The 22,270-nt window shown below is 38.5% G+C and carries 22 protein-coding genes and 1 pseudogene; 9 read left to right on the top strand and 14 right to left on the bottom strand.

The features are described 5' to 3' along the window. Positions 1-204: 204 nt before the first annotated feature. A pseudogene (locus tag Q0M21_RS02255) lies at positions 205-690 on the top strand (enoyl-CoA hydratase/isomerase family protein); the annotation flags it as partial. A gap of 53 nt (positions 691-743) precedes the next feature. Here the strand turns inward: Q0M21_RS02255 and Q0M21_RS02250 are convergent. The 3 genes from Q0M21_RS02250 to Q0M21_RS02240 are packed head-to-tail and all read right to left on the bottom strand — an operon-like array spanning position 744 to position 3,163. Then, entirely contained in the window at positions 744-1,388 is a 645-nt protein-coding gene (locus Q0M21_RS02250; RefSeq protein ID WP_295334113.1) for an HD domain-containing protein, read from the bottom strand. A gap of 47 nt (positions 1,389-1,435) precedes the next feature. Beyond that, positions 1,436-2,425, bottom strand: coding sequence for an acyl-ACP desaturase (locus Q0M21_RS02245; RefSeq protein WP_290874225.1), 990 nt, complete (start codon positions 2,423-2,425; stop codon positions 1,436-1,438). Positions 2,426-2,428: 3 nt separating this feature from the next. Continuing rightward, positions 2,429-3,163: a 1-acyl-sn-glycerol-3-phosphate acyltransferase gene (locus Q0M21_RS02240; protein ID WP_295334110.1), complete on the bottom strand. Its 735-nt coding sequence runs from the start codon at positions 3,161-3,163 to the stop codon at positions 2,429-2,431. A 246-nt stretch (positions 3,164-3,409) separates the two neighbouring features. Here Q0M21_RS02240 and recA point away from each other — a divergent pair, with 246 nt between their 5' ends. The 4 genes from recA to Q0M21_RS02220 all read left to right on the top strand — a co-directional run bounded on the left by recA (position 3,410) and on the right by Q0M21_RS02220 (position 7,032). Next, positions 3,410-4,414: a recombinase RecA gene (gene recA / locus Q0M21_RS02235; protein WP_295334107.1), complete on the top strand. Its 1,005-nt coding sequence runs from the start codon at positions 3,410-3,412 to the stop codon at positions 4,412-4,414. Positions 4,415-4,509: 95 nt separating this feature from the next. Beyond that, complete coding sequence (locus tag Q0M21_RS02230) at positions 4,510-4,920, top strand: hypothetical protein (protein WP_295334105.1); 411 nt, start codon at positions 4,510-4,512, stop codon at positions 4,918-4,920. A gap of 19 nt (positions 4,921-4,939) precedes the next feature. Next, entirely contained in the window at positions 4,940-5,491 is a 552-nt protein-coding gene (locus Q0M21_RS02225) for a sigma-70 family RNA polymerase sigma factor (protein ID WP_295334103.1), read from the top strand. Beyond that, complete coding sequence (locus Q0M21_RS02220) at positions 5,488-7,032, top strand: hypothetical protein (RefSeq protein ID WP_295334101.1); 1,545 nt, start codon at positions 5,488-5,490, stop codon at positions 7,030-7,032. The genes Q0M21_RS02225 and Q0M21_RS02220 overlap by 4 nt, the downstream gene beginning before the upstream one ends. Before the next feature lie 83 nt (positions 7,033-7,115). Here Q0M21_RS02220 and Q0M21_RS02215 read toward each other — a convergent pair whose 3' ends face one another. After that, positions 7,116-7,853, bottom strand: coding sequence for a 1-acyl-sn-glycerol-3-phosphate acyltransferase (locus Q0M21_RS02215; protein WP_295334100.1), 738 nt, complete (start codon positions 7,851-7,853; stop codon positions 7,116-7,118). Positions 7,854-7,927: 74 nt separating this feature from the next. On the opposite strand from Q0M21_RS02215, the gene trpS reads away from it, so the two are divergent. Further along, complete coding sequence (gene trpS / locus Q0M21_RS02210; protein WP_295334097.1) at positions 7,928-8,905, top strand: tryptophan--tRNA ligase; 978 nt, start codon at positions 7,928-7,930, stop codon at positions 8,903-8,905. A gap of 3 nt (positions 8,906-8,908) precedes the next feature. On the opposite strand, the gene dprA is transcribed toward trpS, so the two are convergent. Next, the gene (gene dprA, locus Q0M21_RS02205) at positions 8,909-10,012 is read right to left on the bottom strand and encodes a DNA-processing protein DprA (RefSeq protein WP_295334094.1); all 1,104 of its coding nucleotides are present in this window, start codon (positions 10,010-10,012) and stop codon (positions 8,909-8,911) included. A gap of 102 nt (positions 10,013-10,114) precedes the next feature. Between dprA and Q0M21_RS02200 the strand changes: the two genes are divergently transcribed. Next, entirely contained in the window at positions 10,115-11,059 is a 945-nt protein-coding gene (locus Q0M21_RS02200; RefSeq protein WP_295334091.1) for an SPOR domain-containing protein, read from the top strand. 60 nt (positions 11,060-11,119) lie between these two features. Next, positions 11,120-11,629 (top strand): acyl-CoA thioesterase, encoded by a 510-nt coding sequence (locus Q0M21_RS02195; protein ID WP_295334088.1) that lies wholly within the window; start codon positions 11,120-11,122, stop codon positions 11,627-11,629. A gap of 26 nt (positions 11,630-11,655) precedes the next feature. Here the strand turns inward: Q0M21_RS02195 and Q0M21_RS02190 are convergent, their stop codons facing one another. The 7 genes from Q0M21_RS02190 to Q0M21_RS02160 all read right to left on the bottom strand — a co-directional run bounded on the left by Q0M21_RS02190 (position 11,656) and on the right by Q0M21_RS02160 (position 18,566). Next, entirely contained in the window at positions 11,656-12,912 is a 1,257-nt protein-coding gene (locus Q0M21_RS02190) for a peptidoglycan DD-metalloendopeptidase family protein (protein ID WP_295334085.1), read from the bottom strand. A 23-nt stretch (positions 12,913-12,935) separates the two neighbouring features. After that, a complete protein-coding gene (locus Q0M21_RS02185) occupies positions 12,936-13,721 on the bottom strand; it encodes a DUF4292 domain-containing protein (RefSeq protein WP_367273704.1) in 786 nt (261 codons plus the stop codon). Further along, positions 13,721-15,070 carry a tetratricopeptide repeat protein gene (locus Q0M21_RS02180; protein ID WP_295334082.1) on the bottom strand — a complete coding sequence of 450 codons (1,350 nt, stop codon included), beginning with the start codon at positions 15,068-15,070 and terminating at the stop codon, positions 13,721-13,723. Before Q0M21_RS02180 ends, Q0M21_RS02185 begins: the two co-directional genes overlap by 1 nt. Before the next feature lie 7 nt (positions 15,071-15,077). Next, a complete protein-coding gene (locus Q0M21_RS02175) occupies positions 15,078-16,088 on the bottom strand; it encodes a sugar phosphate nucleotidyltransferase (RefSeq protein WP_295334079.1) in 1,011 nt (336 codons plus the stop codon). Between the two features lie 101 nt (positions 16,089-16,189). After that, complete coding sequence (gene dut, locus Q0M21_RS02170) at positions 16,190-16,624, bottom strand: dUTP diphosphatase (RefSeq protein ID WP_295334076.1); 435 nt, start codon at positions 16,622-16,624, stop codon at positions 16,190-16,192. After that, positions 16,621-18,087: an oligosaccharide flippase family protein gene (locus Q0M21_RS02165; protein WP_295334073.1), complete on the bottom strand. Its 1,467-nt coding sequence runs from the start codon at positions 18,085-18,087 to the stop codon at positions 16,621-16,623. The genes dut and Q0M21_RS02165 overlap by 4 nt, the downstream gene beginning before the upstream one ends. Positions 18,088-18,128: 41 nt before the next feature. Next, a complete protein-coding gene (locus Q0M21_RS02160) occupies positions 18,129-18,566 on the bottom strand; it encodes a GNAT family N-acetyltransferase (RefSeq protein WP_295334070.1) in 438 nt (145 codons plus the stop codon). 126 nt (positions 18,567-18,692) lie between these two features. On the opposite strand from Q0M21_RS02160, the gene Q0M21_RS02155 reads away from it, so the two are divergent. Next, positions 18,693-19,571 carry a T9SS type A sorting domain-containing protein gene (locus tag Q0M21_RS02155; RefSeq protein ID WP_295334067.1) on the top strand — a complete coding sequence of 293 codons (879 nt, stop codon included), beginning with the start codon at positions 18,693-18,695 and terminating at the stop codon, positions 19,569-19,571. Between the two features lie 183 nt (positions 19,572-19,754). Here the strand turns inward: Q0M21_RS02155 and atpG are convergent, their stop codons facing one another. Next, complete coding sequence (gene atpG, locus Q0M21_RS02150) at positions 19,755-20,615, bottom strand: ATP synthase F1 subunit gamma (RefSeq protein WP_295334065.1); 861 nt, start codon at positions 20,613-20,615, stop codon at positions 19,755-19,757. A gap of 77 nt (positions 20,616-20,692) precedes the next feature. After that, entirely contained in the window at positions 20,693-22,270 is a 1,578-nt protein-coding gene (gene atpA, locus Q0M21_RS02145) for a F0F1 ATP synthase subunit alpha (protein WP_295334062.1), read from the bottom strand.

Raw genomic sequence — 22,270 nt, 5'->3', positions numbered from 1 at the left:
GTCAAGATATCTCGTTTCAATATCTATCACTTTTACTTCCCTATTTGGTGCAAGTTTTACCACTAATTTTTCTTTTTTCTCAAAAGTATCATCCTTGGTATCAATTGGGAAATCTTTTTTGGTATTTGGTTTGTATTTTGTGTGGCTCAATATCTAATTTGTTTTTTATTTACTTGTTTTGTTTTTGTATAAAAATAAAACACGCCGGTAATTGCAGCCGTGAACGGATTTGCTTTGGGCGGTGGTTTGGAATTGGCCATGTCTTGTCATTTCCGAGTAGCTTCCGATAACGCTAAAATGGGATTGCCGGAAGTATCTTTAGGCGTAATTCCGGGTTATGGCGGAACACAACGTTTGCCGCAATTGGTAGGCAAAGGACGCGCTATGGAAATGATTATGACTGCCGGAATGATTGACGCCGAAACCGCAAAATCATACGGATTGGTGAATCATGTTGTGCCACAAGCCGAGTTGTTGGAATTCACCAAAGGCATCGCCTCGAAAATCATGCGCAATTCGCCATCAGCCATTGGTAAAGCGATTAAAGCGGTGAATGCCAATTACAAACACGATGTGGACGGCTTTGACGTGGAAATCAGAAACTTCGGAAAATGCTTCGGTACCGAAGATTTTAAAGAAGGTACAACGGCATTTTTAGAGAAAAGAAAAGCCAGTTTTACCGGGAAATAAAGAGTTGTAGTCGCAGTATTCAGTCTCATAAAACGGAATGCTGCGACTGTAAACTAACTTTCCCCTTCCCATTCGGCGTAAAACTGCGCCAGGAAATTTTCTATAAAGCGATGGCGTGCTTCCGCAATTTTCTTACCGGTTGGCGTATTCATTTTGTCTTTCAGCAACAATAACTTTTCGTAGAAATGGTTGATGGTTGGCGAATCACTGTTTTTGTATTCTTCTTTATTCATGCCGAACTTTGGCGGAATAGCCGGATTATAAAGCGCTCGGTTTTTAAAGCCGCCGTAATTAAAACAACGAGCAATCCCTATAGCGCCAATCGCATCTAAACGATCAGCGTCTTGAACAATTTCCAGTTCTTTAGAGAAAAACGTTCTTTCAAAATTGCCTCCTTTAAACGACATATTTTCGATGATGTTAACCACGTGAACAATGGTGGCTTCGTCGACTTTTTCGGCCTCCAAAAACAATCGAGCAGTTTTGGGACCAATGGTTTCATCGCCATTATGAAACTTACTGTCGGCTATATCATGTAGTAAGGCGGCGAGTTTCACTACAATCAAATCACAAGCTTCTTCTTGAGCAATCAACAAGGCATTTTTATACACACGTTCGATATGAAACCAATCGTGTCCGCCTTCGGCCTGCTCCAGCTTAGTTTTGACAAAAAGGATGGTCTTATCTATAATGGACATGTTGTTGAATTTAAAAAAATCCTTTCTCTCGAAAGGATCTTGTTGATTTATCGTACTAATGCCGGTTGTACCCATTTGAACACTTTGGTTTCATCGGGCAAGACCAAACGCTCAGAAATTTTAGCCATTCTTTCCGGCAACTTCATCAAATAATCTCTGGCTTTTTCAGCCTCTGCCGTCAGGTTACCTATTTTATCGATTTCCCATTTTTCGATAAGTTTTTGCATAATATCTACATAATCGGAGGCTGTATACACTCCGATTTTTTGCGCTGAATTCGAAAACTCTTCAAAAGCCGTACTGATTTTTTCACCTGATTCTCTCAAGAAATGCGCCGGCATGGTGATTTTTTGTTTCATCATGTATTGAAAGGCCAACATCATTTCGCTCGGATCCACTTTGAAAATTTGGTTCACAAATTCGGAATAAGCATGGTGGTGACGCATTTCATCGCCGGCAATTAATTTGCACAATTTAGACAACTTCTTGTCGCCGTATTGTTTGGCAATTTGAGAAACTCTGTTGTGGGAAACATAAGTCGCCAATTCCTGAAAACTAGTATACACAAAATTTTTGTAAGGATCTTTTCCGGTACCGATATCGAAACCGTCGTTGATTAAATGTTGGGTGGTAACTTCCACTTCGCGCATGTTAACGCGGCCGGAAAGGTATAGGTATTTGTTGAGCAAATCGCCGTGACGGTTTTCTTCACCGGTCCATTGGCGCACCCATTTCGACCAGCCGTTTCGGCCTTCGTTGTCTACACCTTCTACTTCCATTAACCAGGATTCGTAGGTTGGTAGAGCTTCTTCGGTTATGGTGTCGCCAACCATTACTACCCAAAAATCATAGGGTAAGTCTTTGGCAATTTCTCTTAATTCTTTGACTTCTTCCATAAAATTGTCTTCCTCAGAATTGGGAAGTAAATCAGATGGTTGCCATATCTTTTCCACGGGAATTAAAAACTGATCGACAAAGCTGTCGACTTTCTTTTCGAGGAATTGCATGACTTCAAGTCGGATGTTTTTTTGAGGCATTATTTAATTTTTAATCGATTGTTTGACTGCATTTTCGGTTTTTTCCATCAATTCTTCAAAAGAAAAATCTTTAACGGCTAACGGTTCGTGAATAATGAATTGTAAACGAGTGCCTAAACCCATGGGAAAGGCACCAAATTTAACCATTTTCCACGAATTATTGATGGTAATCGGCACGACATAAGCCGATGGCGCATATTTACAAAGAATTTTCAGACCGCTTTGCGCAAATTCTTTAGGAGTTCCGTTTTTGCTTCTGGTGCCTTCCGGGAAAATAACTGCGGAACGTTTATGTTTCTCGATATATTCTGAAAGTCCTTTGATGACCGGAATAGCCTGTTTCGGATCTTTACGGTCGATTAAGACCGAACCGCCGTGTCTTAAATTATAAGAAACACTTGGTATGCCTTTCCCTAATTCTTTTTTGCTGACAAACTTGGCGTGAAAACGTCTCAAATACCAAATAATTCCAATAATGTCAAACATACTTTGGTGGTTGGCTACAAAAATAATCGGCACATGCTGCGGAATGCGTTCGCGGTTTTCAAATGTGTAAGTAGTTCCCAAAAGATTGGTGCATTTAACCAAGAAGAAATTGAGGTAATCCACACTTTTTTTGTGTGCTTGGTATCCGAAAATATTGAAACAAATCCACTGTATCGGGTGAAAAACAACCAAGGTTAATCCGAAACACAAATAGTATACAACAGAAATCGGGTAAGAAAATAACTTTTCCATGTTTGTAAAATTGACTGCAAAAGTAAGCAAAATAGCAGGTTTGAATTCAATATTACGGAGAAAAAAACAAAAGATTAACAATCTGAAATATACAGTTTTCGCATACCAAAACCGGCATAAATCTTAGTACTTTTAAAGAAGGATAAAAATTAAAGGTCAACCAAGCTAATTTGTTCAAAACTCCTGTTAACAGAACCGAATAAGTACAAAAAAAGCATTATTTTTATGCCACTAAAATTTTAAAAAATGAGTTCAGAAAAAGAAGCCAAATTAAAAGCGTTACAACTAACCCTTGACAAACTAGACAAAGCCTACGGCAAAGGAACCGTAATGAAAATGGGCGACAGAGCTGTGGAAGAAGTAGAAGTTATTCCTTCCGGTTCGTTAGGTTTGGATTTAGCTTTGGGTGTAAACGGCTATCCAAAAGGAAGAATTATTGAAATATACGGTCCGGAATCATCGGGTAAAACCACTTTAACGTTACACGCTATTGCCGAAGCTCAAAAAGCCGGAGGCATTGCCGCTTTTATAGATGCAGAACACGCTTTTGACCGTCATTATGCGGAAAAATTGGGCGTTGACATTGAAAACCTGATCATTTCCCAACCGGATAACGGAGAGCAAGCCTTAGAAATTGCAGAAAACTTAATTCGTTCTGGGGCGATTGACATTGTGGTTATCGACTCAGTTGCTGCTTTGACTCCGAAAAGTGAAATTGAAGGCGAAATGGGCGATTCTAAAATGGGATTGCACGCTCGTTTGATGTCACAAGCCTTAAGAAAACTGACAGGAACCATAAGCAAAACCAACTGTACGGTATTCTTCATCAACCAATTGAGAGAAAAAATCGGGGTGATGTTCGGTAATCCGGAAACCACTACCGGTGGAAATGCCTTGAAATTTTACGCCTCCGTTCGTTTGGACATTCGCAGATCATCTCAAATTAAAGAAGGTGAAAATGTAATCGGAAACAGAACCAAAGTAAAAGTGGTTAAAAACAAAGTAGCGCCGCCTTTTAAAACCGCTGAATTCGATATCATGTATGGCGAAGGCGTTTCTAAAACCGGAGAAATTTTGGACTTGGCTGTTGAGTTTGAAATCATCAAAAAAGCCGGTTCTTGGTTCAGCTACGGCGATACGAAATTAGGACAAGGTCGTGATGCTGTAAAAGCACTTATCAAAGACAATCCGGAATTGGCCGATGAACTCGAACTAAAAATCAAAGAACTAATCAAAGAATCTGATAATTAAAATTCACGTCTCGTTTAAAGCGAGACGTTTTTTTATAAAATTAACGCAACCATTTAGCAATCTAATCATCTTAAAAGCAAATAAGTATTACCATCATGAAGAAATTAATTTCTATCGTAACGCTCTTCTTTTTACTTAATTCTTGTTCCTCGGAATCGGACACAAGATATTCGCTGGTATTATTACCGGTTGAAAGTGTTGAAATTCCCAGCGAGATGACATTAGGAGAAACCTATCAATTCAAAATGTTTTATCGTCTTCCTTCTACCTGCCACGATTACAATGCTATTTACTATCACAAAGATTTAAACGTTAGGACCATTGCCGTTGAAAGTGCAGTTAAGATACAAAATAATTGTCAAGAACTGACGGAGAACAACTTATACGAGTGTACGTTTGATTTTTTAGTCACCAGTAACGGCTCTTATGTTTTCAAATTTTGGCAAGGCAAAGACGAACAAGGAAACGATATGTTTTTAGAGTATGAAATACCGGTAATCGATTAAACCTCTCAATTATTGAAAATTGGATTTAAAGGACCTCATTAATGATTGCAAGAATAACAACAGGAAAGCACAAGAACAATTGTATCGATTGTATTCGGGAAAATTGTTCGCTGTATGCTTAAAATATTCGCGCAATTATACCGAGGCACAAGACAATTTACAAGACGGGTTTCTGATTATCTTTCAAAAAATAGGACAATATTCCTTTAAAGGCTCGTTCGACGGTTGGCTGAAAAGGGTCATGATAAATAACGTGCTGCAACAATACCGCAATCAGACTTTCCTCAGTTTGGTAAATGAAGATATTGCGGAAGATTGTGAGATTGAATTGGATGAAGATGAAATTTCTCTGGATTATCTGTTAAAGATTATCCAAGAATTGCCCGATAGGTACCGATTGGTTTTCAACCTTTATGTAATAGACGGCTATTCTCATGCGGAGATTGCGGAGATGTTACAAATCAATATCGGCACCTCAAAATCAAATTTGGCCAGAGGGCGAATGATATTAAAAGAAAAAATAGAACAGTTAAAAAACGAAGAAACAAAAAAGTTTCCTTCTGCAAAATGAGTGAAAGAAAAAATATAGACCGCCTTTTTCAGGAAAAATTCAAGGATTTTGAAGCCAATCCTCCTGAAGAACTTTGGGGCAATATTGAAGCCAAGCTAGAGAAAGAAAAAACCAGACGCGTCATTCCGTTATGGTGGAAACTATCCGGTATTGCAGCAATATTGTTGGTAGGCGGATTGATTACAATAACCAAGTTCAACGAGAAATCGATTCCGTCAAACCAAGTTACAGTGGAAGAAAACAAAACTCCTAAAGGTACAGAAAACGTGTCGAATACAAACCCAACTATCAATACCACAATTCAGCCGAATGAAGAAGTTATTAAAGATGTTATTGTAAATACTGAAATTCAAAAAAGCAACGGTTCCGACTCGTCCTCTGCGGAAGCCACAACCGGAACGAAAAAACACCGTCAACAAAGTACTCCAAAAAAATCTATTGGTTATAAACCTTTATTAAACAAAGCCATAGCCGATAGAAACATCTCAAAAGAGGAGAAATCAGCGGCAAACAAAACTGTTGAATTAGCATCACAAAGCAACTTGAATAACTTGTCTGACGCCGAAAAATCTGTTATTACAACCAATCAAGCAATAGTTAACAAAGAAGCATCAACCAAGGCTGCTTTTGACACGTCCAAAGAAATTTCTCTTGAATCACTAAAAGGAACCGGCAAAGTCATAGCCGAAACAGAGAGCAGAATCAATACGAAAGACAGCACTAAAACTAACGAAAACCCTAAAAATCCTCTGGAAGAATTATTAGCCTCTAAACAAGACGATAAGAAAAAACAAGAAACCAAACAGAGCAAATGGCAAATCACTTCTAATGTTGCACCAGTATTTATGGGTGCGCTTGCTAACGGTTCCGCTATCGACTCCACTTTTGTCAACAATAGTAAAACATTCAATACCAATGTTGGTTTCGGATTAGGAGTAAGTTATGCTGTAAATTCAAAGCTATCCATTAGAACCGGATTGAATAAAGTAAACATGAACTACAACACCAACGACGTGTTCTACTATGCCAGCATGCAAACTCGCACTCTAAGCGGCTTAAACCCATCCGGAGCAGGTTACACTATCCAAGTTGAAAACGACAATACACTGAATCCCTCGGCTTCACTTGGCCCGACTGAAGATGATTTGTTGTCATTTGAACAAAACATGGTCTACAAAAACAAAGGTTATATTAACCAGGAAATCGGTTATTTAGAAATGCCTGTAGAATTGACTTACGCGCTGGTGGCGAAAAGATTCGGAATAAAAATTATTGGTGGTTTCAGTACTTTATTTTTACAAGACAATTCGATTTCTGTGGTTTCCGATAACCGATCTACTCTTTTAGGTGAAGCGAATAATTTGAACAATATCCATTTCAGCACCAACATTGGATTAGGAGTAAAATATGATTTACTGAAGTCATTTGAATTTCATATTGAACCAACATTCAAATACCAAATCAATACGTTCAACAGTAACGCCGGAAACTTCAGACCTTACTTGTTTGGCGTTTACAGCGGTTTTAGTTACAAATTTTAATTTGTGCTTGTTTAAAATTAGTTAAGTGGTGTTATTGCTTTCGAGTAATAACTGAAAAGAGTTCCGTTTTGCGGAACTCTTTTTTATTTTTGGTCTGCTAATAAATCTTTCAGCAGTAACTCACGAACTTCATTTTTAAGTGTTTTTTTGTAATCCGGACTTTGGTTTTTAGTCTCAAAAAAACGATGGACTTTTACCCGCATCAAACCGGGCCTTCCACTGAAAAAAGTATAGGAAAACAATCGTTTGTTATCAAAAAAAGTCATCGGAACTATCGGAATTTCATGTTCCATAGCCAAGCGGAAAGCACCATCTTTAAATTCATCCAAAACAACACTTTCTTCGGGAACGCCGCCTTCAGGAAAAATGCAAATGCTTAAGCCTTGGTGCAACCTTTTCTGTGCTCTTTCAAAAACAGCCATACGGCTTTTAGAACTACTTCTGTCTACTAATATACAAGTGCGTTTGTAGAAAAATCCAAAAAGCGGAATTTTGGCCAGTTCTTTTTTGCCCACAAAAACAAACGGATTTCGAACTACAGAAAGCATCAGCATAATATCGGTCATCGAAGTATGATTAGCCACAAACATATAGCTTTGACCGGCTTCAGGTTGCTGTTCAAATTCAACCTTGGTTCGGAATCCCATACCAAAAAGGATAAACTTGGCCCAAATTCGCGCCATGACAAAAAAGTACGGATACCATTTTTCTGAAAGTATAGAAACCAACAGAAACGGGAACATGACAATGATGGGAATCGCCATTAAAATGTAAAACCAAACGCGATACAGTATCCAAAAAATAATTTTGATGCCTCTCATGTTGTCAAAAGTAATGAAACGTATGCAATTTTTGCTACAAAGGCTTAACTTTGCGGGAAGAAAATTTATTGAAAATGCCAAAAATACTAACCGGAATTCAAAGTACCGGAACACCACATTTAGGAAATTTGTTAGGCGCTATTTTGCCTGCCATCGAAATGTCGAAAAACCCCAATAACGAGTCGTTTTTGTTTATAGCCGATTTACATTCGGTAACCCAAATTAAAAACGGTGCCGAACTTCGCCAAAACACGTATAGTACAGCGTCGGTTTGGTTGGCTTGTGGTTTAGATGTGAATAAGGTAATTTTCTACCGTCAAAGCGATGTGGTGCAAACGACGGAATTGTCATGGTATTTAGGCTGTTTCTTTCCGTTCCAACGCTTAACCTTGGCACATTCTTTTAAAGATAAAGCCGATCGTTTGGAAGATGTAAATGCCGGTTTGTTTACCTATCCGATGCTCATGGCCGCCGATATTTTGTTGTATGATGCTAATTTTGTGCCGGTAGGCAAAGACCAAATGCAACACATCGAAATTACTCGTGACGTGGCTTCTCGTTTCAACCACCAAATGGGTGAAACTTTTGTATTACCGGAAGGCAAAGTACAAGAAGAAACCATGTATGTTCCCGGTACCGATGGGCAGAAAATGAGTAAATCCCGCGGCAACTTCATTAATATTTTCCTAGACGACAAAGCCTTGCGTAAGCAAATCATGAGTATTGAAACCGACAGTACGCCATTAGAAGAACCGAAAGATCCGGAGACTTGTAAAATTTTTGCGATTTACAAATTGATAGCCAATGCGGAGCAAATTGCCGAAATGAAAACCAAATACGCTAATGCGAACAGAGATTTCGGTTACGGTCATGCCAAACAAGCTTTATTTGAATTGATTTGCGAGCGTTTCAAAACTGAAAGAGAAAAGTACAACTACTACATGAACAACTTGCCGGAAGTAGATGCTTTACTCAAACAGGGCGCTGAAAAAGCAGGTGCCGTTGCCGATGGTGTTTTACAAAGAGTTCGTGTGAAATTGGGTTTTGAATAAAAACTAAATCGCCTCAAATAATTTTCCGGGTAACGGGCGAATCACGCCTTTCAGTTCCATATTGATAAGCGTTGATGAAACTTTAAAAATCGGGCAATCACATTCAAGTGCTATGATATCCAAAAGTTGTTTACCGTTTAGCAGTAAGTAATCATAGATTTTTTGTTCTTCAGCATCCAGCGACACAAAAAGTTGTTTTTGAATGGTTTTAGGCTTTTTATCTTCCAATTGCCAATTCAGATTGTAAATCAAATCGGCGGCCGAAGTAATCAGTTGTGCCCTTTGGGTTTTGATCAATTCGTTGCAACCCTGACTGTATTTATCGGTCGTTCTTCCGGGCACGGCAAAAACATCTCTGTTATAGTCGTTGGCCAAATTGGCAGTGATTAACGAACCGCCTTTTTCAGCGCTTTCAATCACAATCGTGGCTTCGCTCATGCCGGCTACTATGCGATTTCGTTTGACAAAATTTTCTTTTTCGGGACTGGAACTACTCCAAAATTCGGTTAAAAAGCCACCATTCTGCTCCATTTTGGCAACGTATTTTTTATGACTTTTAGGATATATTTGATTCAATCCATGGGCTAAAACGCCAACGGTTTGGAGTTGCAATTCCATAGCGGTTTGGTGCGCCACAATGTCGACGCCGTACGCAAATCCACTGACAATTATTGGATTGTAAAACGATAAATCTTCCAGCATTTTTTTGCAAAATTCGGTGCCGTAAGCAGTGATTTGTCGGGTACCAACAATACTGATTAGTTTCCGATTGCGAAAATCAAAATTACCGGAACCAAACAACAAAACCGGACCGTCTATACAGTGTTTCAATCGTTCCGGATAGGCTTCGTCTGTAAAACACAACACCCGAACACCTTCTTGTTCAATAAATTGCATTTCGGCGTTAGCTTTTTCAAAAATGGATTTGTCTTTCAGCTTTCGCACCAAAGCATCGCCTATACCGTCAACAGCCCGTAGTTGATTAGACTTGGCTTCAAAAACGGCAGTAGCTGAACCAAAAGCAGTTAGTAACTTTTTTGCCATAATATCGCCTACGCCTTCTACTTGAATCAGTGCTAAAAGATAAAATAGTTCGTTGGTATTCATATCAATAAAATACTACAAAAATAACGGTTTTTTTATTCGGATTGTTAATAAAAATTGTGAATAATTTTTTGATACTACTATTGTTTCTCTAAATTTGTCAATATGAAGATTGAACACCACATTTCCCAATTATTATATCGCTATCAGTGTGTTACCGTTCCCGGATTTGGTGCTTTTTTAACCGAATTCCAATCGGCACAATTGGATGAGAGTTCACATTCTTTTTATCCGCCAAAAAAATTGATTTCTTTCAATCCGTTTTTGAAGAACAATGACGGTTTGTTGGCCAATCATTTGGCACAAGCTGAAAAAGTTGCCTACGAAACAGCCGTACATGCCATTCAAAATGAAGTAACGGTTTGGATGAATCGCATCCAAGAAATGGGCCGCATTTCTTTAAAAAACATAGGGGAGTTTACGCTGAATGCCGAGAGAAATATAGTTTTCGTTCCGGCTGATCAAATCAACTATCTCAAAGAATCTTTCGGATTGAGTCCGTTTATGTCGCCTGCCGTGAAACGCGAGGTGTACAAAGAAGAGGTTGAAACCATCGAAGAAAAAGCGCCGATTGCCTTCACTCCGGAAAAAAGAAGCAATTACAAAGCTTTAAAATATGCCGCTGTTTTTGTCTTATCTCTTGGTTTAACCGGAGCTTTGGGCTATAAATTATACGACAATTATTTGAATCAAATAGAGCAAGAAACGTTGTTAGTTCAATCCAATGTTCAGAAAAAAATCAACCAAAAAATACAAGAAGCTACCTTTTTCATCGAAAACCCGTTACCGAGTGTTACCTTAACAGTACCGAATGAAAAAATGCCTTACCATGTAGTGGCCGGAGTTTTCAGAATTGAAAGCAATGCCGATAAAGCATACAACTCTTTAATAAAATTAGGTTTTAAAGCTAAAAGACTACCACAAAACAAGCACGGTTTATTCCCGGTATTATACGGCAGTTTTTCGAGCTATGCCGAAGCACAAGCCACGGTAAAAGACATCCGAAAGTTAGACAACAAAGACGCTTGGTTGCTGATAGAAGAATTATAAAAAAGTCCCGTTAAGTCGGGATTTTTTGTTTACTGTACTTACCTTTGCAAAAAAACAGCTATGCATCCGAAACATCCTTCTGAATCTTTAACGGTATTAACCGATTTGGTATTACCCAGTGAAACGAATCCGTTGAACAATCTTTTTGGTGGTGAATTATTAGCCAGAATGGACCGTGCTGCCAGTATCGCCGCCAGAAGACATTCGCGCAGAATAGTAGTAACCGCTTCGGTGAACCATGTGGCTTTTAATCGCGCTATTCCTTTGGGAAGCGTGGTAACTGTAGAAGCTAAAGTATCAAGGGCTTTTACCTCATCGATGGAAATATTTATTGATGTTTGGATTGAAGACCGCGAATCGGGTAACCGAACCAAAGCTAACGAAGCCATTTACACTTTTGTAGCGGTAGACGAGATGGGACATCCTGTACCGGTGCCGAACATTATCCCGGAAACCGAATTGGAAAAACAACGTTACGATGCGGCTTTGAGAAGAAAACAACTCAGTTTGGTGTTGGCCGGCAAGATGAAGCCCAACGATGCCACTGAATTAAAAGCCTTATTTGTATAAAAAAAAGACCCGATTGGGTCTTTTTTTTATCTTCCTGACAACCATCCGGTTGGGTTAAAGAAAGTCGTGTTTTGCAGGACTAAAAACTTCAAAACGGTTCTGCCGTCGGAATCTGTTCTGATTTTCCCCAACACTTCTTTGGCAGAAACTTTGTCTCCAACATTCACATTTACTGAACTCAAGTTTTGGTAAATGGTGAAAAAATCTCCATGTTTCACCGCTACTGCTTTTTTAAGTGGTGTTAGCTGTTGCACTTGAGTAACTTCTCCGGCAAAAACCGCGCGTGCCGTTGAACCGCTTTCCGTAGAAATTTCGATGCCACTGTTGTGAACTGTCAGCGTTCGGAATACCGGATGTGGTTGGTCTCCGTATCCTAAAGTAATAGCGCCTTTCTCCACCGGCCAAGGCAACCTTCCTTTATTGGCTTTAAAATTATCTGAAACTATTTTGCCTTCCGGCGTCAATACAATTTTAGAGGATGATTCGATAGCTTTTTTCTCGGCGGCTGTTGATTTAGGATTTGATTTGGCATTAGCCGCAGCAGTTTTTTTGTTAGCAGCGGCAATCGCATCGCGAATCATTTTTTTAATTTGAGCATCAATTCGTTTAGTTTCCTGCTGCTTCTTTTTAATTTCGGCGGCAATTTTACCCTTTTCTTTCTTGATTTGATTGGCAATTTTTTCTTGCTCTTGCTTCTCTTTTTCAAGCTCTTGCTTCTCTTTTTCGTTTTCAGCGATTAGCTTTTCTTTCTCTTGCTTTTGAGCGCCAATCTTAACATTGTAGTCTTCCAATTGCTTGGTTTTTCCTTTGATTTCTTCGCCTTGCATTTTACGGTAACTGGCATATTGCTTCATATATTGGGCTCTTTTGTAAGCTTGCAGGAAGTTTTCCGAAGACAATAAAAACATGGCGCGACTTTGCTCTGAACGGCTTTTATACGACTTGACAATCATCTGTGCGTAATCTTCGCGCAACTTTTCCAAATCGCGATTAAGCTGATTAATTTTCAATTGGTTGATGTAAATATCATTGCTGAGCAACTTGGTTTGCTTTTCGGTAGTGCGGATGAGTTTTTCTTTGAGTCCGATTTTTTCTTTTTGAATCAATAGCTGACTTACCACGGACTTTTCTTTACTCTTTACCGATTGCAGTAATTTTTCTTTCTCTTGGATTTCGAGTTGAATTTTGGCTTTTCGTTCTTCGAGTTCTTCTTGCGTTGGCGGTTGGCTCCACATGGGTGTAGCTAAACAAAAGAACAACAGGCAGAAAAGGAATTTTGGCATGATAAAAGTAAATTTTGGCTCGACTAATTTATAAAAATTCTGTCATATCCGTCGGGAACGCTGTACGGAAATGACAATTCTTCGTTGAAGGTAACCGAATTGTAATCGATGGCAATTTCGGTTTTACCTTTCTTCTGCGTGGCATTGATAAACAATCCGGCCGGAAGTATTGCAGAAGCAAAATTTTGAAATTCTGAATAGTTCACAGCAAAAGCTCTTTCTTTTTCGGGTTGTACCACTTCTTGTTTTTTAAGCAGATAGTTTTTAGCCTCGAAGAAAAAAGATTTTTCGGTTTTATTATCCGTGGCGTTCAATTTGTAAAACTTATCGGTCACCTCTGAGATGTATTTTTGTTGGGTCAAATCGTCTATCGGCTGTCCCAACAACATGTTTTGCACTTTGGTGAAATCCAAATCGGTTCCCAACCATTCGCTTAACGAAGCGTAATCGCCTTCAAAATAAGTCCCGTTGATTTTCTCGTAATACTTCACTTCTTTCGGTGTAATTAGGGCTTTGGCCATAGTGATGCCTAAGAAACGAATACTGACCAATATCTTTTCGTCTTTTTTGATTTTGATTTCAGCCGAAACGTTTTGCGATTGTCTGTCGTCGCGGTATTTGGCGCTTGAACGAATGTATAACGTGGAAAAATCTCTTTTATTGCTGTAGTGGTTTTCGATTACTTTTTTGGAAGTCATTTCGTTTTCATCCACTACATAAGGCGTGACCGAATTGGTATTTACCATTCCTGCTTTTGATTTACAGGAAACCAAAAAGAGTGTCGCTATGATTAAAGTCCAATACTTCATTATTTCTTTTGTTTGTTAATGAGTTCGTTGGCTTTGGTAAAATACTTTTCTTTCTTTTTCATATCGCCTAAACCACTGTAGGCTTCGCCGAGTTGAATGTTGAAATTAATCTCCAGAGCCAAATCCTCGATAACAAAATCCAAGCCAGTTTCTAGCATGTCAGTAGCTTTTTTAAATGATTTAAGCTGATTATAAGCCAATCCGGCATAATAATAAAACTGAGGCTGTGTCGGGAAAAGCTGTGACAACTCGTCTGATTTTTTAGCCAGAGCATCAAACTGGTTATTTTCGGTATAGGCTTGCAACAAAAGTAAGAGCGTTTCCATGTCTTCGGGTGCATTTTTAAGATGCATTTCGAAGTATTTTACAGCTTTGGACCAATTGGCTTTTCCGTAGAAAAACTTACCGATTTCTTTGGCTACTTTAATGTCTTTGTCCTCATCAAAATACCCAATGGCTTTATCTAAATCGGCTTCGTATTTCGGATTGTTTTTAGCAAACAGCAAGAATTCATTTAAAATGCGATGCTTGATTTTAGGGTCGATTTTTTTACTCGGCAACACGATGTTCATCGCTTTTACCGCATTGTCGCCATCGTTATTATTGAGATGAAATTTGAACAAACTCACTTGCGCCCAATCGGAAGTCGGGATTTCTTTTTCCAATTTTTTGGCTATTTCCAGGGCTTTTTCTTCCTGATTGCTTTGCGAATACATGTAGATTAAGCTAATGTAATTGGATTCTTCCTTTGGGAACTTTTTAATTTGATCGAGTAAATTATTTTTTTCCGCCGATTGGTATTTGGCATCGCGTAAAATATCGGCTTTGTACAAGTCGCGCTTGTCTGATCTCCCTACCTTTTCATTAAGTTCGTTGATGAGCTCCAACGCTTTATCATATTGCTGTGTATTCATATACAATGAGGTCAAATCCTCTTTGTAGTCGGGTTTGAACTCGATTAACTTTTGGACGATGATTATCGCCTGATGGTAATCGTGAGTGTCGTAGCAAACGTCGTACATGCCAACCCAAGCCCAACGGTTTTTAGAATCCATTTGAGTCACTTTCTCGAAATTGTCGTAGGCGTCTTTATACTTTTTTTGCGACAGATAATTTTTGCCCAATTCAAAATACACTACGGCATTGTTAGGTTCAAGTTCTTTGCAACGCTCTAAAGCCTCTATGGCTTTGTCGTAGTTCTCGATGCCTTTTTGTTTAAGAGCTTCGTAAAAAAAGTTTTGAAATTTATCGTCTATAGCCGCAACCTCTTCAGGCTCAGTTTGCGCCAAAAGAAGCGTGGGAACGAATACCATTCCGATAAGCCAACTATACATTTTAAATCTCTTCATTATCTTTTTATTCTAAAACCGAGTAATCCCCTAAGCTGATGCTGGTGAAATCGCCGTCAAAACTCGCGTGATTGCCTATCATCGCATTATTCAATTGCGCATTTTTAATATGAGAATGGGTTTGAATCAAACTATTTTGGATTTTACTATTGGTTACATGTGTGCCTTTGCCTAAGGAAACATTAGGGCCAACCACCGAATTGATGATGGCTACATCTTCCCCAATATAACATGGCGGAATGACCGTAGCATTTTCCAATCTTACGTTTTCAGCGATTAAATTTTCGCCATCTTCATGTAAAAATCCGAGCATTCTGGAATTGGTTTCTACGGTGACTTCTTTGTTGCCACAATCCATCCATTCGTCTACTTCACCCGGCACAAATTTCATGCCTTTTGCCATCATTTGTTTAATACCGTCGTTAATTTGGTATTCGCCGCCGTGGATAATATTGTTATCTAAAACACTTTGCAATTCATTTTTAAGAACGCCAACGTCTTTGAAATAATAAATCCCGATAACCGCCAAATCCGAAACAAACTCTTTAGGTTTTTCGACTAATTCTACAATTTCATTGGCTTCGTTTAAGTTGATTACCCCGAAAGCTTCCGGTTGGTCGACCTGTTTTACCCAAATCACGCTATCGGCCGATTGGTCTAAATTAAAATTGGCGCGAATCAAAGTATCGGCATAAGCAATAACAGCCGGGCCGCTTAAAGAGTCTTTGGCACACATGATGGCGTGACCGGTGCCTAAGGCTTCATTTTGGTAATAAATGGTTCCTCTGGAGCCCAATTTTTCGGCTATGGCAATCAAATCTTCTTCCACTTTTTTTCCAAAACTTTCGTGGATGATAAAGGCAATTTCTTCAATCTCTTGATTAAGCACTTTGGCGATATCTTCTACCAAACGGTGAACGATAGGTTTTCCGGCGATTGGGATTAACGGTTTTGGAACGGTTAAGGTATGTGGACGGAGGCGTGAGCCACGACCGGCCATTGGAACTATTATTTTCATTATTTATTTAATTTAACCGCAAAGTTCGCAAAGGTATTTCGCAAAGTTCGCAAGATGTTTTTACTTTGTTTTTTTGAACACTGTCAACTGAATACTGAGCACTATTTTACTCCTGTACTGCCAAAACCGCCTTCGCCTCTTGAGGTTTCAGATAATTCGGAAACTTCAATCCATTCGGCACGTTCGTGTTTGGCAATAACTAATTGAGCGATTCTTTCTCCATTTTCGATGGTGAAATCTTCTTGGGATAAATTTACTAAAATCACCCCAATTTCTCCGCGATAATCGGCATCAACTGTACCCGGTGAATTTAAAACAGTGATTCCTTTTTTGGCTGCCAAACCGCTTCTTGGTCGGACTTGGGCTTCATAGCCTAACGGCAATTCAATAAAAAGACCGGTTTTTACTATGGTTCGCTCTAAGGGTTTTAGCACTATAGATTCGGTTAAATTTGCTCTCAAATCCATTCCGGCAGAGGCTATGGTTTCATAATTAGGCAAATCGTGTTGTGACTTGTTAATGATTTTTATGGTCATTTGGCTTTTCTTTTAATAATTCCGGTAAGCGTTTCTTTTTCACTGTAGTAAATAAAATATAAAAATAGTGATAGTAAAACCACTTTAACAATATAATTGTCTCTTAATTCAGGTATGTAAAACGAGATTGCTGAGAACGATATTGAAAGCAACAAATACTTTAAAATTGTAGTAATGTCGTAAGGAATAGGATATTGCTTTTGTCCCATTTGATAAGATATCATCATCATGGTGCCATAAGCTGCTATAGTAGCAATTGCAGAGCCGTAATAACTTAAACCAAATTTGATGAGTACATAATTAAGCAGCAATGTTACCAAAGCACCTACTATTGAAATATAAGCCCCAATTTTAGTTTTGTCAATTAATTTATACCAAACAGATAAATTGGTATAGATTCCCAAAAAGAAATTAGCAATTACAATCAGCGGCACTACCTTGATGGCGACCCAATAACTGTCTTCAGGAACCAAAGGCAGCTTCAATAAATCGATAAACGCAATGACAAAAAAGCTGATAAGCGAACCAAAAATCACAAAGTACTTCGTGATAGTAGCGTAAGTTTGCTGAGCATTTTCATTTTGGGCATGACTAAAGAAGAACGGTTCTATTCCTAAGGTATAAGCCGTTCTGAATAAAACCATAAACATTCCTATCTTGTAACAAGCAGAATAAGCACCGATGTCTGACTTGGACACCTTCATCCAATCTAATAAAATTTTATCGAAATGTTCGTTGATGGCAAAGGCTATACCTGCAATTAAAATTGGCAAACCATAATTCATCATTTTTTTCCATAGGTTGAAATCAAACTTCCAACTAATTTTAAAATAATCCGGCGATAAAACTGCGAAAGTGGCCAGACTCGCAATTAAATTAGACACGAAAATGTAACCTACCTGGAAGTTTTCGAAATAAATGGTATTGAAAAAACCTTCTGTATCTGTTTGGGCCAATCGGGGCAACAGCAACAAAAAGAACAAGTTGAGCAATAGGTTTAACACTACATTCCCGATTTTGATAAAGGCATACATCATAGGCCTTTGCGTAGCTCTTAATTTAGAAAACGGAATGATAACCAAAGCGTCTAACACCAAAATCCAAATGGTATAAGTGATGTATTCTACTTTGATGCCGGACCAATCGGACAAGGTGTTTCTGTACAACAACGATAAGAATAAAAAGAGTATGGAAGTCCAAACTAACGAAACGGTTGCGGTTGAAATCACCTTCTTTTTGTCAGTATCCGTATTGTAAAATCGGAAAAAAGCCGTTTCCATGCCGTAAGATAAAATAACGTTGAAAAAGACTAACCAAGCAAAAACAATAGAAACATCGGCAAATTCCTGTTTGGGCAATTGGTCTACGTAAAGCGGATTCAATAAAAAGCTAATCATTCTGGGTAGCACCGTTGCCAGGCCATAGATTAGGGTTTGTTTGAAAAGGTTTTTATATAAACTCAAGATAATGCTTGTTAGGGTAACAAAAATAGGATTTTATTGGATTAGGAAAATCCATTTTCATTAATAGTTTTGACAAAATGAAAACCTCTCGGCACATAGCCTAAATTGTAGTAGAATTTGTGTGCCTGGAAATTACTTGTAAAAGCATCTAAAACAATACACGTGCAATTTAATTCTTTGGCTTTTTTATCAATGTAACTCGAAATGATACTGCCTATTCCTTTTTGACGGTGATTAGGATGCACAATAAAATTATCAATTTCAATGTATTTCCCCGTCCATAACTTGGTACCAAACCAAAAGCCGGTCAATCCTACGCAAACATTATTTTCAAAAACTGCAGCTTGTTTATAGTTTTTGGGAATCATATCTACTAAGAAGGATTCGTAACGTTCAATTGTCATTTTAGGATACAAAAATTGCATTGTGTCGAATTGCGCCAACATTTGGCAAATGGTTGTAAGCTCTCTGACTTCCATCGGCTGAATTTTACTTTAAAAGTAATAAAAAAGACTCAACATGAGTAAAATCATTTTTTATTAATTGAGTTAGTTTTTTGTTTACTTTTATCAAACAACAATCATAAATTAAAATCCTAAATAACTATGAAAAAAGCTTTACTCTTATTTTTAACAGGATTTCTTTGTTTTACTTTTCAGATGACAGCGCAAGTGACTGTTTCTTTGGGAACTTCAACAGGCGCATCCTCGACCAATGTATTACTATCAACGAGCACAACTGTTAATCGATACTCCAGAACAATGTCGCTCTATACAGCACAAGAGATTGTAGCTGCCGGTGGTATAGCCGGAACCATTAACAAATTGGCTTGGAGGAAATCGGGCACTGGAGAATATACATTCAATGATGCCTACATCAAGGTGTTGCTCAAGCATACTACAAATAACGTTTGGGCAACTAATCCAGTCCCGGCTTGGAATACAGAAATAATTGGTGCTACAGAGGTTTTCGCTTCATCTACTTATAGTATCCCGACAGGTACCGGATGGAAAGAAGTTCCTTTTAGTACTCCTTTTCAATGGGACGGAACTTCAAACATCATCATCTTTGTAGAATGGTACAGACCAAGTACACCAACAGCAGATATTACTTGGGAAAGATCAACTAATGCAAATACAAATGCAGCACGTGTTGGAAGTAGCAGTCTTGATGCTTTAGTAATGCTAATCAATGCTAATAGACCTTTGGTTCAATTAACTATTACCGAACAATTGAATAGTAATGAATTTGAAAATGCAAACTTCAAATTGTATCCAAATCCCACTAAAGATATTTTATTTTTATCCTCAGAAAAAAACATTACAAAATATGTTATCTATAATTCCAATGGTCAAATGATTAAAGAGGAGAATTTTCAAATATCCGCTGAAGAAGTTAATGTAGCTGATTTTAGCTCCGGCACTTATTACATAAAAATCTTCTCAGAAGAAAAAACGGAAGTTCTCAAGTGGATTAAATTATAAAAATTACGGGTATTAAGTTGTTTTAAACTACCGTAAATTAGTACCGGCTTTTGGTGGGTTACTTGCATTATTTGACTTAAGAAAAAATATATTCTACAACTTTGAGATAATTGATTTGATAATTGGTGCAAAAAGAAAGAGCGAACAAATGTTCGCTCTTTCTTTTAAATATTCTTTTTAAAATTATCCGTTTAAAGCTTCGGCTCCACCTACGATTTCTAAGATTTCGTTGGTAATAGCTGCTTGACGCGCTTTGTTATAGGTTAATTTCAATTGGTTTCTCAATTCGGTGGCATTGTCGGTTGCTTTGTGCATCGCCGTCATACGAGCTCCGTGCTCAGCTGCAAATGAATCACGAACCGATTTGTACAATTGTGTTTTCAACGACTTAGGAATCAAGGTCAACACAATCTCTTCTTTTGACGGTTCGAAAATATAATCTCCGCTTGAAGAAGCTTTGTCTGATTGTACCGGAGCCAATGGTAAGAATTGCTCTGTCATGACCACTTGTGTTGCAGCATTTTTGAATTGGTTATACACCACTTCAATTTTATCGTATTCACCCGAAACAAATTTTTCTGTCAATACATCCGCAATCTCGGCCACATTATCAAAAGTCAGGTTGTCAAATACTTCGCTTTTGTTGTCAACTACTGTATTGGTTTTACGCAACACATCATTACCTTTCTTTCCGATGGCAAAAACGTCTACTTGTTTTCCGGCATAACTGTCGGCTACCACTTTTACTTGCTTGATAACGTTAGTGTTGAAAGCACCACACAAACCTCTGTTAGACGTAATGGCAACAATCAAAACTTTGTTTACTTCGCGTTGTGAAGTGTATTGTCCGCCGGCATCACCTTCTAAAGTGGCACTAACACTTTGTAATAATTCCGTTAATTTTTCGGCATAAGGGCGCATAGCTGTAATAGCATCTTGTGCTTTTTTTAGCTTAGCGGCAGAAACCATCTTCATCGCCGATGTAATTTGCATCGTCGACTGAACGGAAGTAATTCTATTACGGATTTCCTTTAAGTTTGCCATAGTTAATTTGAAAATTATCGGATTTGAAAATTTGAAAATAGATTACATCTTCAAATTCTCAAATCTTCAAATTGTTATTAGTTATATTTCGCTGAAATTTCTTTAGCTGCTTTTTCTAAAACATCGGTAATGGTATCATCCAATTTACCGGCTTTAAGCGCATTTAAAGTATCTCTGTGTTTGTTGTTCAAGTATTCAATATAATCTTTTTCGAATTCTTTTACTTTATTCACAGGAACGTTTCTCAACAAGTTTTTAGAACCGGCATAGATAATCGCTACCTGATCTTCCACAGTAAACGGATCGTTTACCGCTTGTTTCAAGATTTCTACGTTTCTTCTACCTTTTTCGATTACGTTTAAAGTAGCAGCATCCAAGTCAGAACCGAATTTAGCAAATGCTTCTAATTCACGGAATTGTGCTTGGTCCAATTTCAAGGTACCTGATACTTTTTTCATCGATTTAATCTGGGCATTACCTCCAACACGAGATACCGAGATACCTACGTTAATTGCCGGACGAACTCCTGAGTTGAACAAGTCAGACTCCAAGAAAATCTGTCCGTCAGTAATCGAAATTACGTTGGTTGGGATATACGCAGAAACGTCACCTGCTTGAGTTTCAATGATTGGTAAAGCTGTTAATGAACCGCCACCTTTTACGATAGGACGTAAAGATTCCGGTAAATCGTTCATGTTTTTCGCGATATCATCATCGGCAATCACTTTACAAGCTCTTTCTAACAAACGAGAGTGTAAGTAGAATACGTCTCCAGGGTAAGCCTCACGTCCCGGTGGTCTTCTTAACAACAAAGACACCTCACGGTAGGCAACCGCTTGTTTTGATAAATCATCATAAATGATCAAAGCCGGACGACCTGAATCACGGAAATACTCTCCGATAGCAGCACCTGCCATTGGAGCATATACCTGCATTGGCGCAGGGTCAGAAGCGTTAGCAGCTACAATTACTGTATATGCCATAGCACCTTTTTCTTCTAATGTTTTAGCAATACCCGCAACCGTAGACGCTTTTTGTCCAACGGCTACATAGATACAAAATACCGGTTGACCAGCATCGTAGAACTCTTTTTGGTTCAAGATAGTATCGATACAAACCGTGGTTTTACCGGTTTGACGGTCACCAATTACCAACTCACGTTGCCCTCTACCTACAGGAATCATGGCGTCGATTGACTTGATTCCGGTTTGTAACGGCTCGGTTACCGGTTGACGGAAGATAACTCCGGGAGCTTTTCTTTCCAATGGCATTTCGTATAAATCACCACCGATTGGTCCTTTACCGTCTATTGGCTCGCCAAGGGTGTTTACTACACGACCTACGATTTGCTCACCTACTTTTAAAGAGGCAATACGTTGCGTTCTTTTTACAGTTGATCCTTCTTTAATACCGGTTGAAGGTCCTAAGAGTACTACCCCAACATTGTCTTCTTCTAAGTTCAATACGATAGCTTCCAATCCGTTTTCGAATTGTACTAACTCACCGTACTGTGCGTTTGATAACCCGTAAACACGAGCGATACCATCACCTACCTGAAGAACAGTTCCTACTTCTTCTAACGTAGCACCGGATTGAAATCCTTCTACTTGTTTCTTTAATATTGCTGAAATTTCAGCAGCTTTAATTTCTGCCAT

The sequence above is a fragment of the Flavobacterium sp. genome, from assembly GCF_024710485.1.
Taxonomy (GTDB): domain Bacteria; phylum Bacteroidota; class Bacteroidia; order Flavobacteriales; family Flavobacteriaceae; genus Flavobacterium.
This window is presented reverse-complemented; position numbering and strand designations above follow the sequence as displayed.

What these genes read in the sequence shown, in the direction of transcription:
- Q0M21_RS02250 (WP_295334113.1), bottom strand. Translation starts at nt 1,388, where the DNA reads ATGTCCATTATAGATAAGACCATCCTTTTTGTCAAAACTAAGCTGGAG.
- Q0M21_RS02245 (WP_290874225.1), bottom strand. Translation starts at nt 2,425, where the DNA reads ATGCCTCAAAAAAACATCCGACTTGAAGTCATGCAATTCCTCGAAAAG.
- Q0M21_RS02240 (WP_295334110.1), bottom strand. Translation starts at nt 3,163, where the DNA reads ATGGAAAAGTTATTTTCTTACCCGATTTCTGTTGTATACTATTTGTGT.
- recA (WP_295334107.1), top strand. Translation starts at nt 3,410, where the DNA reads ATGAGTTCAGAAAAAGAAGCCAAATTAAAAGCGTTACAACTAACCCTT.
- Q0M21_RS02230 (WP_295334105.1), top strand. Translation starts at nt 4,510, where the DNA reads ATGAAGAAATTAATTTCTATCGTAACGCTCTTCTTTTTACTTAATTCT.
- Q0M21_RS02220 (WP_295334101.1), top strand. Translation starts at nt 5,488, where the DNA reads ATGAGTGAAAGAAAAAATATAGACCGCCTTTTTCAGGAAAAATTCAAG.
- Q0M21_RS02215 (WP_295334100.1), bottom strand. Translation starts at nt 7,853, where the DNA reads ATGAGAGGCATCAAAATTATTTTTTGGATACTGTATCGCGTTTGGTTT.
- trpS (WP_295334097.1), top strand. Translation starts at nt 7,928, where the DNA reads ATGCCAAAAATACTAACCGGAATTCAAAGTACCGGAACACCACATTTA.
- dprA (WP_295334094.1), bottom strand. Translation starts at nt 10,012, where the DNA reads ATGAATACCAACGAACTATTTTATCTTTTAGCACTGATTCAAGTAGAA.
- Q0M21_RS02200 (WP_295334091.1), top strand. Translation starts at nt 10,115, where the DNA reads ATGAAGATTGAACACCACATTTCCCAATTATTATATCGCTATCAGTGT.
- Q0M21_RS02195 (WP_295334088.1), top strand. Translation starts at nt 11,120, where the DNA reads ATGCATCCGAAACATCCTTCTGAATCTTTAACGGTATTAACCGATTTG.
- Q0M21_RS02190 (WP_295334085.1), bottom strand. Translation starts at nt 12,912, where the DNA reads ATGCCAAAATTCCTTTTCTGCCTGTTGTTCTTTTGTTTAGCTACACCC.
- Q0M21_RS02185 (WP_367273704.1), bottom strand. Translation starts at nt 13,721, where the DNA reads ATGAAGTATTGGACTTTAATCATAGCGACACTCTTTTTGGTTTCCTGT.
- Q0M21_RS02180 (WP_295334082.1), bottom strand. Translation starts at nt 15,070, where the DNA reads ATGAAGAGATTTAAAATGTATAGTTGGCTTATCGGAATGGTATTCGTT.
- Q0M21_RS02175 (WP_295334079.1), bottom strand. Translation starts at nt 16,088, where the DNA reads ATGAAAATAATAGTTCCAATGGCCGGTCGTGGCTCACGCCTCCGTCCA.
- dut (WP_295334076.1), bottom strand. Translation starts at nt 16,624, where the DNA reads ATGACCATAAAAATCATTAACAAGTCACAACACGATTTGCCTAATTAT.
- Q0M21_RS02160 (WP_295334070.1), bottom strand. Translation starts at nt 18,566, where the DNA reads ATGGAAGTCAGAGAGCTTACAACCATTTGCCAAATGTTGGCGCAATTC.
- Q0M21_RS02155 (WP_295334067.1), top strand. Translation starts at nt 18,693, where the DNA reads ATGAAAAAAGCTTTACTCTTATTTTTAACAGGATTTCTTTGTTTTACT.
- atpG (WP_295334065.1), bottom strand. Translation starts at nt 20,615, where the DNA reads ATGGCAAACTTAAAGGAAATCCGTAATAGAATTACTTCCGTTCAGTCG.
- atpA (WP_295334062.1), bottom strand. Translation starts at nt 22,270, where the DNA reads ATGGCAGAAATTAAAGCTGCTGAAATTTCAGCAATATTAAAGAAACAA.